13 protein-coding genes and 1 pseudogene are annotated in these 12,883 nt (G+C 71.4%); 9 read left to right on the forward strand and 5 right to left on the reverse strand.

Translation table 11 applies throughout. The features are described from left to right. Positions 1–2: 2 nt before the first annotated feature. Positions 3–1,046: a MoxR family ATPase gene (locus AB0H83_RS24060; protein ID WP_360098051.1), complete on the reverse strand. Its 1,044-nt coding sequence runs from the start codon at positions 1,044–1,046 to the stop codon at positions 3–5. A 109-nt stretch (positions 1,047–1,155) separates the two neighbouring features. Here AB0H83_RS24060 and AB0H83_RS24065 point away from each other — a divergent pair, with 109 nt between their 5' ends. Further along, positions 1,156–1,371 (forward strand): biotin/lipoyl-binding carrier protein, encoded by a 216-nt coding sequence (locus AB0H83_RS24065; protein WP_360097979.1) that lies wholly within the window; start codon positions 1,156–1,158, stop codon positions 1,369–1,371. 2 nt (positions 1,372–1,373) lie between these two features. Continuing rightward, positions 1,374–1,880 (forward strand): N-acetyltransferase, encoded by a 507-nt coding sequence (locus AB0H83_RS24070; RefSeq protein ID WP_360098054.1) that lies wholly within the window; start codon positions 1,374–1,376, stop codon positions 1,878–1,880. 3 nt (positions 1,881–1,883) lie between these two features. Here AB0H83_RS24070 and AB0H83_RS24075 read toward each other — a convergent pair whose 3' ends face one another. Next, positions 1,884–2,405: a helix-turn-helix domain-containing protein gene (locus AB0H83_RS24075; protein ID WP_360097982.1), complete on the reverse strand. Its 522-nt coding sequence runs from the start codon at positions 2,403–2,405 to the stop codon at positions 1,884–1,886. Between the two features lie 26 nt (positions 2,406–2,431). Between AB0H83_RS24075 and AB0H83_RS24080 the strand changes: the two are divergent. Both AB0H83_RS24080 and AB0H83_RS24085 read left to right on the forward strand, forming a co-directional pair. Then, positions 2,432–3,598 (forward strand): annotated as a pseudogene (locus tag AB0H83_RS24080) (MFS transporter); the annotation flags it as partial. Positions 3,599–3,728: 130 nt separating this feature from the next. Next, a complete protein-coding gene (locus tag AB0H83_RS24085) occupies positions 3,729–4,757 on the forward strand; it encodes an SIS domain-containing protein (protein WP_360098057.1) in 1,029 nt (342 codons plus the stop codon). Here the strand turns inward: AB0H83_RS24085 and AB0H83_RS24090 are convergent. Continuing rightward, positions 4,732–5,226 (reverse strand): hypothetical protein, encoded by a 495-nt coding sequence (locus AB0H83_RS24090; protein WP_360097985.1) that lies wholly within the window; start codon positions 5,224–5,226, stop codon positions 4,732–4,734. The two genes, AB0H83_RS24085 and AB0H83_RS24090, sit on opposite strands and share 26 nt — an antisense overlap. A gap of 22 nt (positions 5,227–5,248) precedes the next feature. Here AB0H83_RS24090 and AB0H83_RS24095 point away from each other — a divergent pair, with 22 nt between their 5' ends. The 5 genes from AB0H83_RS24095 (at position 5,249) to AB0H83_RS24115 (ending at position 11,176) form a co-directional block, all read left to right on the forward strand. Beyond that, positions 5,249–6,763, forward strand: coding sequence for a histidine kinase N-terminal domain-containing protein (locus tag AB0H83_RS24095; RefSeq protein ID WP_360097987.1), 1,515 nt, complete (start codon positions 5,249–5,251; stop codon positions 6,761–6,763). A 389-nt stretch (positions 6,764–7,152) separates the two neighbouring features. Then, positions 7,153–8,889, forward strand: a complete 1,737-nt coding sequence (locus tag AB0H83_RS24100; protein ID WP_360097990.1) for a nitrite/sulfite reductase — start codon at positions 7,153–7,155, stop codon at positions 8,887–8,889. A gap of 154 nt (positions 8,890–9,043) precedes the next feature. Next, positions 9,044–9,754 carry a phosphoadenylyl-sulfate reductase gene (locus AB0H83_RS24105; RefSeq protein WP_360097993.1) on the forward strand — a complete coding sequence of 237 codons (711 nt, stop codon included), beginning with the start codon at positions 9,044–9,046 and terminating at the stop codon, positions 9,752–9,754. A 137-nt stretch (positions 9,755–9,891) separates the two neighbouring features. Next, positions 9,892–10,632 (forward strand): CbiX/SirB N-terminal domain-containing protein, encoded by a 741-nt coding sequence (locus AB0H83_RS24110; protein ID WP_360097996.1) that lies wholly within the window; start codon positions 9,892–9,894, stop codon positions 10,630–10,632. Positions 10,633–10,744: 112 nt separating this feature from the next. Then, on the forward strand, positions 10,745–11,176 hold the full coding sequence (locus tag AB0H83_RS24115; RefSeq protein WP_360098060.1) for a zf-TFIIB domain-containing protein: 432 nt from the start codon (positions 10,745–10,747) through the stop codon (positions 11,174–11,176). Between the two features lie 112 nt (positions 11,177–11,288). Here the strand turns inward: AB0H83_RS24115 and AB0H83_RS24120 are convergent, their stop codons facing one another. Further along, on the reverse strand, positions 11,289–11,546 hold the full coding sequence (locus tag AB0H83_RS24120; protein ID WP_033358446.1) for a WhiB family transcriptional regulator: 258 nt from the start codon (positions 11,544–11,546) through the stop codon (positions 11,289–11,291). A gap of 381 nt (positions 11,547–11,927) precedes the next feature. After that, a complete protein-coding gene (locus AB0H83_RS24125; protein WP_360098000.1) occupies positions 11,928–12,863 on the reverse strand; it encodes a diacylglycerol kinase family protein in 936 nt (311 codons plus the stop codon). Positions 12,864–12,883 lie beyond the last annotated feature (20 nt).

Consider the following 12,883-nt stretch of genomic DNA (forward strand, 5'->3'; position numbering starts at 1 on the left):
GGTCAGGTCCGGGCGGCGACGAGGCGGGGCAGGTCCCGGGTCACCTCGACCAGGAACCACGCCGGCAGCACCGGCATGCCGTCCTCGTCGGCGGCGATGACCAGCTGCGCGCACTCCAGGGAGATCTCGGCGAGCTCGACGAGCAGCCCCTTGGCCCGTACCGCGAACCGACGCACCGACGGCGAGGCGTGCTCGCGGCCGGCGGGCAGGTCCTTGACGAGCCGGGCCCGGAACGCCTCGGCGAAGAAGTACAGCAGGTCGCGGTCCGTCGGGTCGCGGGGCCACGAAGCGTCGCCCCGGACGATGGCGTCCAGGCCGTAGCGGTGCCGGACGGTCTTCACGTACGCGCAGAACGCCGACGCGTGCGACGGGGTCAGGGTGCCCGCGGTGAGGACCCGCAGGACGTCCTCGTCGGCGTCGTCGCCGAAGGAGTGCAGGGCGTCGGACAGCATGTGCCACGACCGCGGGGTGGAGAACGGCTCCTCGGTCTTCGGCGGCTTCGACCACAGGTGGTCGGGGCGCTGCGTGAGGTATCCGGTGACGTGGGCGTGCAGGCCGGCGCCCACGGCCCACAGCAGCCAGTCGTCGGCGCTGGCCCGCAGGTGGACGTGGATGAGCCGGTTGAGCAGCGCGGAGGCCATCGGCCGGGCGAGGGCGTTGTCGGAGGCGCGGTTGCCGGCGCCGATGACGATCGACCCGGCGGGCAGCTCGTACGCGCCGATGCGCCGGTCGAGGATGAGGGAGTAGAACGCCTTCTGCACCTCGGGGGAGGCGGAGTTGAGCTCGTCGAGGAACAGGCAGTAGGGCTCGTCGCGGGCGATCGACTCCGGCGGCGCGAAGCGGCTGCGGCCGTCGCGCAGCTCGGGCACGCCGATGAGGTCCTCGGGGGCGAGCTGGGTGCCGATGAGGGTGACGCAGTCCAGGCCCAGCGCCGCCGCGAACTGCTTGACCAGGGAGCTTTTGCCGATGCCGGGCTGACCCCACACGAACACGGGGCGCACCACCGCGACGTGCAGCAGCACGCCTGGCAGGGTCGCCGGGGTCACCGTGACGGTCGATTCCACGCGGCCATGATGCGTTCGCCGCATGGCCGCGCGCGAGCGGGTTTCCCACCGATATGCTGCCAAGCGCAGTCCGACGTCAAAGGAGACCGGGATGTCCGACGAGATCCGCGCCGAGATGGTGGCCAACGTCTGGAAGATCACCACCGAGGTCGGTGCCGAGGTCAGCGAGGGTGACACGCTGGTCATCCTCGAGTCGATGAAGATGGAGATCCCCGTCATCGCCGAGTCCGACGGCACCGTGAGCCGGATCGCCGTCAACGAGGGCGACGTCGTGCAGGAGGGCGACCTCATCGCCGTGATCGGGTGAGCCTGACGACGCCGATCGTCCGCCGCGCGGAGCCGGCCGACTTCGCCGAGGTGGCCCGGCTGACCGTGGCGGCGTACCGCGCCGACGGCCAGCTCGACGAGGACCACGGCTACGGCGAGCTGCTCGCCGACGTGGCGACCCGCGCCGAGCACGCCGAGCTGCTGGTGGCCGCCGACGGCCCGGCCGTGCTGGGCGCCGTCGCGTTCGTGCTGCCCGGCACCCGGTATGCGGAGCTGTCCAGGCCGGGGGAGGCGGAGTTCCGGATGCTGGCCGTCGACCCGGCCGCGCAGCGGCGCGGCGTGGCCGGTGCGCTGGTGCGCGCCTGCGCGGCGCGGGCGACCGTGCTGGGCTGCGGGTCGCTGGTGATCTGTTCGCGGGAGCGCAACGCCGCCGCGTTCGCGCTCTACGAGCGCTTCGGCTTCGTCCGCGAGCCGGCCCTGGACTGGACGCCGGCGCCGGGCGTCAACCTGCTCGGCCTGCGGCTGAAGCTGCCGACCACCGCGACCTGAGCGTCACTCCCCGCCGGCGGCGGCCAGCCGCATCAGGTCCTCCGCGACGACCAGGGTCGCGTCGCGGCGCTCCTGGGCGGTGAGGTCGTCGCGGCCGCGCAGCACGAAGTGGCCCGCGTGCACGGTGAAGATCGCCATCGCGCGGCGCAGCTGCTGGACGGTGGACTCCTCGGGGACCATCAGGAAGCGGAAGACCCGCTCCATCTGGTCCTTCATGAGCTTGCCGGCGGCCAGGGTGTTGATGAGCGTCTGGTTGCGCTCGAAGAAGCGGATCACGTGCTCGTGCTTCGCCACGTCGTGCAGGACCGAGTAGCGCCGCACGAACTCGATGCGGGTCTCCTCCGTGCGCGGCTGCGCCTCGGCCCACTCCATGAGCGCGTCAACGGCCGCGATGCGCTGCTCGATGAGGCTCTTGACGATGTCGTCCTTGGTCGGGAAGTGGTAGTAGAGCGCGGCCTTGGTGACGCCGAGCCGCTCCGCGATCTCCCGCAGGGACGTCTTGTCGTAGCCGTCCTCGATGAACATCTCCAGCGCGACCCGCTGGATGTGCGCCGCCCCGCGAGCGCGGCCGGTACCAGGGCCAGTTCGCCGCGGTCATGGCGGTCGCGATGGTCGGCGGCCCCCTCGTCGGCGGCTTCATCACCGACCACGCCGACTGGCGCTGGGCGTTCTTCGTCAACCTGCCGCTCGGCGGCGCCGCCCTGGCGCTGCTCGCGCTGCGGCTCGACCTGCCGAAGCGGCGCACCGAGCACCGCATCGACTGGCTCGGCGCGGCGCTGTTGTCGGCCGGCGTGACCGCGCTGGTCCTGATCACCACGTGGGGCGGCAACCAGTACGCCTGGGGCTCCGCGCAGATCCTCGGCCTGGCCGCGCTCGCCGTGGTCGCACTCGCCGCGTTCGTCCTCGTGGAGCGCCGCCACCAGGAGCCGATCCTGCCGCTGGGCATCTTCCGCAACCGCAACTTCTCGCTGGTCTCCGGCGTCGGCTTCCTGGTCGGGTTCGCGATGTTCGGTGCGATCACGTTCCTGCCGCTGTACCAGCAGATCGTGCAGGGCGCCTCGGCGACCAACTCCGGCCTGCTCCTGCTGCCGATGATGGGCGGCCTGCTGGTGACCTCGCTGCTGGTCGGCCGGATGATCACCAAGACCGGGAAGTACCGGATCTACCCGGTCATCGGCGGGCTCGTCATGATCCTGGCGATGGTCCTGCTGTCGCGGCTGGACTCCGGCACCTCGAAGCTCGAGTCCGGCGTCTACATGACCGTCCTCGGCCTGGGTATGGGCTTCCTGATGCAGACGTCGATGCTGATCGCGCAGAACAGCGTCGAGCTCAAGGACCTCGGGGTGGCCAGCAGCACCGCGACGTTCGCGCGCTCGATCGGCGGCGCGTTCGGCGTGTCGGCGTTCGGCGCGATCTTCAACCACCGGCTGCACGACCTGCTCGCGGCCAAGGTCGGCCCGCAGGCGGCGGACCAGCTCTCCGGCGGTGGCGGCGGCGCCACCATCGGCCCCGAGACGCTCGGCGCGCTGCCGGCGCAGGTGCGCACCGCGGTCGTCGACTCGATCGCCGGCGCGACGTCCAGCGTGTTCCTGTGGGCGGTCGCGGCGACGGTCGTGGTGCCGCTGCTGGCGGTCTTCATCCGCGAGGTGGCCCTGCGCGGCGGCCCCGAGACGGCGCAGGAACGTGCGGAAAGCACGCTCGTTGCGCAGGAAGGGTAGTTTCGCGCACCGCATGCGCGAACTTGCCCGCAAAACTGGCGTCTGGTGCGCGAAGCTGCGAAGATTTGAGCAGTAACGCGCACCAGACGACGCAAGGGAGACAGCCGTGACCGAGCAGCCCGGTGCCGGAATGCAGGCGGACATCGCCGAGCAGCCGGCGGTGTTCGCGAGGCTCGTCGACGAGCAGGCCGACACGATCGCCGCCGTCGCCGCGCAGATCGCGCAGTGGCAGCCGCGCAACGTGATCTTCACGGCGCGGGGCACCTCCGACCACGCCGCGCTGTACGCGGCGTACCTCACCGAGATCCGCCTCGGCATCCCCGCCGGCCTCGCGTCGCCGTCGGCGATGACGATCTACGGCGCCCGCCCCGACCTGCGCGACACGCTCGTCGTCGGGGTCAGCCAGAGCGGCGGCTCACCCGACCTGCACGAGGTCCTGCGCGTCGCCGGCGAGCAGGGCGCGCACACTCTCGCCGTCACCAACAACGCCGGGTCGCCCCTCGCCCAGGTCGCCGAGCTGCACGTCGACGTCGTCGCCGGGCACGAGGTCGCCGTCGCGGCCACCAAGACCTACACCGCCGAGCTGCTCGCGCTGCTCATGCTCGTCGAGAGCGTCAAGGGCGGCGGCACCCTGCCCGCCGAGGAGCTCGCCGAGCTGCGCAAGCTGCCCGAGCACGCGACCCGCGTCCTCGCCGACACCGGCGCAGTGGACCTCGCCGCGCGGTACCGCTTCGCCGACCGGATCGTCACGACCGGCCGCGGCTACGCGTACCCGACCGCCCGGGAGACCGCGCTCAAGCTCATGGAGACCTCCTACGTGGCCGGCCTCGCGTTCTCCGGCGCCGACCTGCTGCACGGGCCCCTGGCCATGGCCGACCCGGACGTTCCCGTCCTGGCCGTCGTCGGTGGCGGCCCCGCCGGCACCTCGATGCGCGACGTCGTCGGCCGCCTCGGCGAGCGCCGCGCCGACGTGGTCGTCTTCGGCCCGTCCGCGGTCGACGGCGCCGCCGGCTGGGTGCAGACCCCCGACGTCGACGAGCGCTACGCGCCGCTGCTGGACATCCTGCCGCTGCAGCGCCTCGCCCTCGCCCTCGCCCTGCACCGCGGCGAGAACCCCGACGCGCCGCGCGGCCTCAAGAAGGTGACGGCGACGCTGTAGACGGCGACCCCGCGGACGGCGACCCCGCAGACGGTGACGCCGTGACGGCGGGGATGTCGACGACCGCGGGCCGGCCCTCGCGCAGGGCCCGCGTCTCGAACGACACCGGGGGCCGCTCGGCGACCACGATCTGGTACACCGGCCGGCTCCCGGACAGGTTCAGCAGCTCGAAGGCGAAGTTGCAGCGGTACCCGTCGGGCGCCGCGGCCAGCACCCCCGAGGCGAGCGTCGTCACGGCGATCACCTTGCCGCCGGCGTCGGCCGCCTTCACCGGCGCGCCGGCGACGATGTCCGGCGCGGACGCCGGCGCCAGGCACGGCGTGCCCGGGATCCCCGCCGCGGCACCCGCCACGCTCGCGTAACCGTGCAGCAGGAAACCGTCGGGTTTGCTCGTCTCACCGGAGCGGCCCAGCCACCCGCACCCGCCGAGCGACAACACGACAGCGAGGGGAACCAGCAGGCGGCGCACCGGCCCACCTTAGTCTGTAGCGGTGTCGACCCTGCGTGACCTCGTCGAAGAGCACACCTCCCTCGTCCCCGAGGACATCGAGCACCTGCACCGCCTCGCCGGCGACTGGCAGATCGTGTCCGACCTGTCCTTCGCCGACCTGCTCATGTGGGTGCCGATCGCGGACCGCGGCGAGTTCTTGTGCGTCGCGCAGGTCCGCCCGACCACCGCGCCGACCGCGTACCAGGACGACCAGGTCGGCCGGATCTCCGGCGGCCCCGAGGTGGCGCACCTGGCCATCGTGCGGTCGCAGGGGCGGATCTGGCGCGAGGGCGACCCCGTCTGGTACGGCGACATGCCCGCCCGCCACGAGGCGATCCCGGTCCGCCGGCGTGGCGAGTCGCAGGTCATCGCCGTCGTCGGCCGCGACACCAACCTCAGCACCGCCCGGACCCCGGCGCAGCTGGAGCTCAACTACCTGACCACCGCCGACGACCTGGCCCAGATGATCGCCGACGGCACGTTCCCGCCGCCGCGGCACCCGGGGGAGACCACCAGCGCCCCGCGCATCGGCGACGGCCTGGTCCGTCTCGACGCGTCCGGCAAGGTCACCTACGCCAGCCCCAACGCGCAGTCGGCGTACCGGCGGCTCGGGCTCGCCGCGCACCTGGTGGGGGAGAGCCTCGCCGAGATCACCGGCCGGCTCGTCGACGACCCCCTGGAGGGCAAGGACGCCACCGACCGGGTCCACTCCGCGCTGCGCGGCGACGCGCCGGCCCGCAAGGAGCTGGAGGCGCGCGGCGCGACCGTGCTCATGCGGGCGCTGCCGCTGATGCCGGCGGGCGTGCCGATCGGCGCGCTGGTCCTGGTCCGCGACATCACCGAGGTGCGCCGCCGCGACCGGCAGCTCATGACGAAGGACGCCACGATCCGCGAGATCCACCACCGGGTCAAGAACAACCTGCAGACCGTCGCCGCGCTGCTGCGGCTGCAGGCCCGGCGGGTCGGGGTCCCGGCCGCCCGGCACGCGCTGGAGGAGTCGGTGCGCCGCGTCGCCTCGATCGCGCTGGTCCACGAGACGCTGTCGATGTCGGCCTCGGACACCGCGGACGAGGCGGTCGAGTTCGACGGCATCGTGGACCGGGTCGCCGCGGCCGCCGTGGAGGTCGGCGCGTCAGACTTCGTGGTGGCGCTGCGCCGCGAGGGCGACTTCGGGGTGCTGCCCGCGGAGATCGCCACGCCGCTGGTCATGGTGCTCAACGAACTGCTGCAGAACGCCGTCGAGCACGCGTTCGAGCCGGCGTACGAGGGCGGGGAGCGCACCGGCGCGCCCGAGGTCATCGTGTCCGTGCACCGCTTCCGCAAGCAGCTGCACGTGACCGTCGCCGACAACGGCCGGGGCCTGCCCGACACGTTCGACCTGGACAACAGCGAACGGCTCGGGCTGCAGATCGTGCGGACCCTCGCCACGGGGGAGCTGCGCGGCACGATCGAGCTGCGCACCCGCGCCGAGGGCGGCACCGAGGCCGTGATGGTCGTCCCGCTGGCGAAACGCTGAAATCTACCGCACTGTGGGACCGTGCGGTAACGCACCGCTCCGAACCAGGTAGCAGCCCTCTGCTTTTCCTATCGGCTGAGTCGTATTTTTGTTACGTCCTGGTGACGCAGGTTTGAGACAACCCTCACGCCGACGTGGCGTAAGGACCGGTCGGCGTGGAACACTGCACCTTATGCACGCTGCTTCTCTGCGGCTCGTCAGCCGCCGACACGTCGACTACGGTCGCGTGCGCAGCGCCATGTGTCCGGCTTGCTGAACGCCGCCCGTAATCTTTTCCCGGGCGCGCGACTTCGCGCCGGATTTTCCATGACATTGACGTCATCCATCGCGCATCTTCCGCGATAGGCCGGCGCCGGTTCGCGTGCTCTCAACCCTGAGAGGACGCCGACATGACGGTGAACACCGTCCCGGCAGCAAACGCCGCACCCGCTCCCCGTCCCGCCGCCCGCGGCGGTGCACGGACCGGAGCCGGTGGGCGCCCTCGCGGCGAGGGGCAGTGGGCGCTCGGTCACCGCGAGCCGCTCAACCCCAACGAGCGCAGCAAGAAGGACGACAACCCCCTCAACGTCCGGGCCCGCATCGAGTCGATCTACGCGCACGGCGGCTTCGACTCGATCGACCCCGCCGACCTGCGGGGCCGGTTCCGCTGGTTCGGCCTGTACACGCAGCGCCGCCCCGGCATCGACGGCGGCCGCACCGCGATCCTCGAACCCGAGGAGCTCGACGACAAGTACTTCATGCTGCGCATCCGCAGCGACGGCGGCCAGCTGAACCTGGCGCAGCTGCGCACCATCGCGTCGATCTCCACCCGCTTCGGCCGGGACACTGCCGACATCACCGACCGGCAGAACATCCAGCTGCACTGGATCCGCGTCGAGGACGTCCCGCAGATCTGGCAGGAGCTGGAGGCGGTCGGCCTGTCGACCACCGAGGCCTGCGGCGACACCCCGCGCGTCGTGCTCGGCAGCCCCATCGCCGGCGTCGCCGAGAGCGAGGTCCTCGACCCCACCGAGGCGATCACCGAGATCACCGCGAAGTACGTCGGCGACCCGTCGCTGTCCAACCTGCCCCGCAAGTTCAAGACCTCGATCTCCTGGCTGCCGGACACCCCGTACGAGGCGAACGACGTCTCCTTCGTCGGTGTCATCCACCCGGAGCACGGCCCCGGCTTCGACCTGTGGGTCGGCGGCGGCCTGTCGACCAACCCGATGCTCGCCCAGCGCGTCGGCGTGTGGGTGCCGCTGCACGAGGTCGTCGACGTGTGGCACGGCGTCATCCAGATCTTCCGCGACTACGGCTACCGCCGGCTGCGCACCCGCGCCCGGCTCAAGTTCCTCGTCGCCGACTGGGGCGTGCAGCGCTTCCGCGAGGTCCTGGAGACCGAGTACCTCAAGCGCACCCTCATCGACGGCCCGGCCCCGGACCTGCCGGAGAAGCCGATCGACCACATCGGCGTGCACAAGCAGTGGGACGGCAAGTACTTCATCGGCGCCGCGCCCGTCGCCGGCCGCAGCTCCGGCACCCAGCTCGCGCAGGTCGCCGACCTCGCCGAGCGGCACGGCAGCGACCGGGTGCGGCTCACCCCGTACCAGAAGATCATCGTGCTGGACATCGCCGAGGCGGACACCGAGGCCGTCGTCCGGGGCCTGCAGGACGTCGGCCTGCAGGCCCGGCCGTCCAACTGGCGGCGCAGCACGATGGCGTGCACCGGCATCGAGTTCTGCAAGCTCGCGATCGTGGAGACCAAGGCCCGCGCCGCCGAGCTCGTCGAGCACCTGGAGGCGAAGGTCGCCGAGCTCGACGCCGACATCTCCATCCACCTCAACGGATGCCCGAACGCGTGCGCCCGCACCCAGGTCGCCGACATCGGCCTCAAGGGCATGCTCGTGCGCGACGACGCCACCGGCGACATGGTCGAGGGCTTCCAGATCCACCTCGGCGGCGGCCTCGGCATGGCCGCCGATCAGCACGCGGGATTCGGGCGCAAGCTGCGCGGCCTGAAGACCCCCGCCGCGGACCTGCCCGCCTACGTCGAGCGGGTCACCAACCACTACCTGGCCGGGCGCTCGTCCGGCGAGTCCTTCGCCCACTGGGTCATGCGAGCACCGGAGGAGCAACTCCGATGAGCGAACGGATGGCCCCGTTGTACTGCCCGTACTGCGGCGACGAGGACCTACGGCCACACGAAGAGACCCACGGCGCATGGGAGTGCCGCAGCTGCGCACGGGTCTTCGCACTGAAATTCCTGGGGCTCGCGGCACACCTGTTGGAGGCGAAGCGATGAGCACAGCCGTTGCACGTACCCGAGAAGAGTCCATCGCCCTGGCCAAGGAGGCGTCGGCCCAACTGGAGGGCAAGACCGCCGACAAGATCGTGGAGTGGGCCGCCGGCGAGTTCGGCGACCGGTTCTGTGTGACCAGCTCGTTCGCCGACGCCGTCCTCGCCCACGTCGTGTCGAAGGTGGTGCCCGGAGTGCCGGTCATCTTCCTCGACACGGGCCTGCACTTCGCCGAGACGCTGCGGGTCCGCGAGGTCGTGCAGCGGACCCTGCCGGTGACCGTCCGCTCGATCCGCCCGCGGCAGACCGTCGCCGAGCAGGACGCCGAGTTCGGGCCCCGGCTCTACGCCCGCGACCCCGACGAGTGCTGCTTCCTGCGCAAGATCGAGCCGCTGGAGCGGGCCTTGGATGACTACGACGCGTGGGCCGCCGGCCTGCGCCGCGACGAGTCGCCCAGCCGCGCCAACACGCCGATCGTGAGCTTCGAGCAGGCCCGCGGCAAGTTCAAGGTGTCGCCGCTGGCGCAGTGGACGCAGGCCGACGTCGACGCGTACATCTCCCGCTGGAACGTGCCGGTCAACGCCCTCATGCGGCAGGGCTACGCGTCCGTCGGCTGCTGGCCGTGCACCCGGCGGACCCCTCCCGGCGGCGACCCGCGCGGCGGGCGCTGGCCGATGTTCGACAAGACTGAGTGCGGCCTGCACACCGGATGACCAGCCCGCAGCGCAGCGGAGGGCTGGTCATCGGGCGCGCAGGTTTTGTCAGGGCAGCCCGCAGCGCAGCGGAGGGCTGGGCATCGTGAGCGCAGGCTTCTGTCAGGGCGGCGCCGCAGCGCAGCGGAGGTGACGGCATGACAGCTGTTCTGCTGGTGGCGCACGGGTCCGCGGACCCGCGGGCGGCGGCCTCGACGAGGGCCCTCGCCCGCGCGGTCGCGGCCCAGCGCCCCGGGCTGGACGTGCGGACCTCCTACCTCGACCACGCGGGACCCCGCCCCGACGCGGTCCTGTTCGACATGCAGCGGCTCGGGCACCGTTCGGCGGTCGTGGTACCGCTGCTGCTCACGTCCGCGTTCCACGGCCGCGTCGACCTGCCGGCGGTCATCGCCCGCGCGTACACCGACGGCCTGACCATGCGAGTGCGCACCACCGACGTGCTCGGACCAGTCGGCGGTGCCGTGGATCCCCTGCTCATCGCCGGGCTGCGCCGCCAGCTGCCGGCCGTCGAGCCGGACGGCGTCGTCATGGTCGCCGCCGGTACCCGCGACGACCTGGCCAGGCGCACCGTCGACCTGGCCGCCGCGGCGCTCGGGCAGCAGCTGGGGCTGCCGTGCCGGGCCGCGTTCGCCTCCGGCTCGCCGGTCACCGGCGCCGTCGCGGTGGCCGCCCTGCGCGCCCAGGGCTGCTCCCGGATCGCGATCTCCTCGTACTTCCTGGCCACCGGCAGGCTCCACGAGGCCGCCGTCGCCTCCGCCGTGTCCGCGGGCGCGCTGGAGCCGGCCGCGCCGCCGCTTGGACGGGCCCTGGACCTGGCCCGGCTCGTCGTGGTCAGGGCCGGCCGGGTCGCACCGGAGACGGTCGATCTCGCCGCATGAGCGGGCCGGAGCGGAGCGGAGGGCTGCGAATCATGGGCTCAGGATGGCGCTGGAGCGCAGCGGAGGCGACGGCCTGAGCGCCGTCGTGGATGGCGGCGGTTACGGTGGACGTATGCAGATGACATGCCCGAAGTGCCGCGGTGAGATGCGGCAGTACGAGCGCAGCGGTGTCACGGTGGACCAGTGCCTGGAGTGCCGTGGAATCTTCCTCGATCGCGGTGAGCTGGAGAAGCTCGTCGACGCGGAGAACGCCTGGCGCGGTGGGCGTGCTCCACAGCCGGGTGCCCCCGGTGTCCCTCCCGGCACGCCCGGGTTCCCGCCGCCGGGATCGCCGCAGGGCTATCCGCCGCCCGGCGCCACACAGGCGTACCCGCAGCAGCCCGCCTACGGTCAGCAACCGTACGGTCAGCAACCGGGCTACGGCCAACCCGCGTACGGCCAGTCGCATTACCCGCAGCAGCACGGTCACTACGGTCATTACGGCCATCACAAGCGGCGCAAGAAGCATCACCGGGGCAGCCTCTTCGAGGAACTGTTCGACTGAAGCGCGCAGGCGTGCGAAACGCCCCGGCCGCGTCGGCCGGGGCGTTTTCGTCTGCGTCTGCGCTTTGCTTCGCGCTTCGTCTGTGCTTTGTCTTGGTGCAGTTATGGCAAGGCTATGCGGAGTGAGCGCGGACCCGGAGTCCACCGCGACGCTTCATCAAGCGACGCTCGTCTTCGCTCATTCCGCCCCAGACGCCTGCGTCCTGACCCGAGTCGAGTGCCCATTGCAGGCAGTCACTGGTCACGGAGCAGCGCTGGCAGACTGCCTTCGCCTGCTCGACCTGCAGCAACGCGGGGCCGGAAGTCCCGATGGGGAAGAACAGCTCCGGGTCCTCGTCGCGGCAGAGGGCATGGTGGCGCCAGTCCGACATGGCGGCAACACTCCTTGTTGTTTTCGCGGATCGTTGTTGATGATTCCCTATATGCATCTCGCGTAACGTCTCGGCTAGGCGGAGCCTGAAGATCCGTAACGCGCCTGCGGGCAACGCTCAGTGTTCGTTTCGCTTGTGAATGCTTTCACGAACTACCGCGATGTCAAGGGGTCCAAACCAAGAAAATCCAAGTCGGTGAGCAAGCTCACGCGTTGTTTGTCCAATTTTATCGTGGTTGGGGACCCTGAATCGCAACAGTCAGTTACCAATGTAGTACGGTTCGCTCAACGACCGGAGGGGTTTCGGGGATGCGGTCGCGGTGTCTCCGTCGCGACTCTCTGCAACTTTCTCCCCCTTCGGTGTACAGCGCCGGGGGGTGACTCAACACACTACGCGTAACGCCCCCGGCACGGACGCGAAATCCAGCTTGTCGCGCTCCCCGAGGTACTCCCCGTCGACCTGGAAAGCGATCGGTTTGGCGGCAGTGAGCGTGAACCCGGCGAGATCGTGCATCCGCAGCACCTGCCGGCCCTTGGGGTCGACGCCCCGCACCAGCTGGGCCATCGTCCGGGCCGTGCTCCCGACCTGCATCTGCAGCAGGCCCAGCACGTCGAGCCCCGTGTCGAACGAGGCGCGCGGATTCGGATCCACCGGCCGCTCGCCGATGTAGGTCCACGGTGCAGTGTTCTGCACCAGCATCCACGTTAGCCCGGACCTGGCCGGTTCGCCCGGCAGCTCGAGCGTGAGCAGCGGCACTCGGCGGTTCGTCTTCACGTACTGCTGCGCGATCGAACGGAAATACAGCCACGGCGTCGACGTCGAACCCTTGCGCCGGGCCTGGTCCACGCGCCTGACGACCTCCGCGTCCAGCCCCATGCCCGCACAGAACGTGAAATACCGGTCGTCGGCGCGGCCGAGGCCGATGATGCGCTCCCGCCGGTCCCGCAGCGCCTCCAGGATCGCGCCGGTGCCCTCGGCCCAGTCGCTCGGCAGCCCCAACGCGCGGGCGAACACGTTCGTCGAACCGCCCGGGACCACGGCCAGGGCCGGCCGCTCCTGCGCCCGCCCCGCCGCCGCGCCGGCGTCGAACGTCATCAGCCCGTTCACCGCCTCATTGACGGTGCCGTCCCCGCCGAGCGTCACGACCAGGTCGAACCCGTCCCGCGCGGCGTCACGCGCCAGCTCGACCCCGTGGCCTTTGCGCTGCGTGTACGCCACTTCCAGGTCGACCTGGCTGCGCAACGCCCGCACCAGGATGTCCCGGCCGCGCTCGGTGGTGGTCGTCGCGTTCGGGTTGACGACCAGGAGGGCTCGCATGGGCGGCACTGTACCCGCTC

The organism is Dactylosporangium sp. NPDC050688 (assembly GCF_040654515.1).
Lineage (GTDB): Bacteria > Actinomycetota > Actinomycetes > Mycobacteriales > Micromonosporaceae > Dactylosporangium.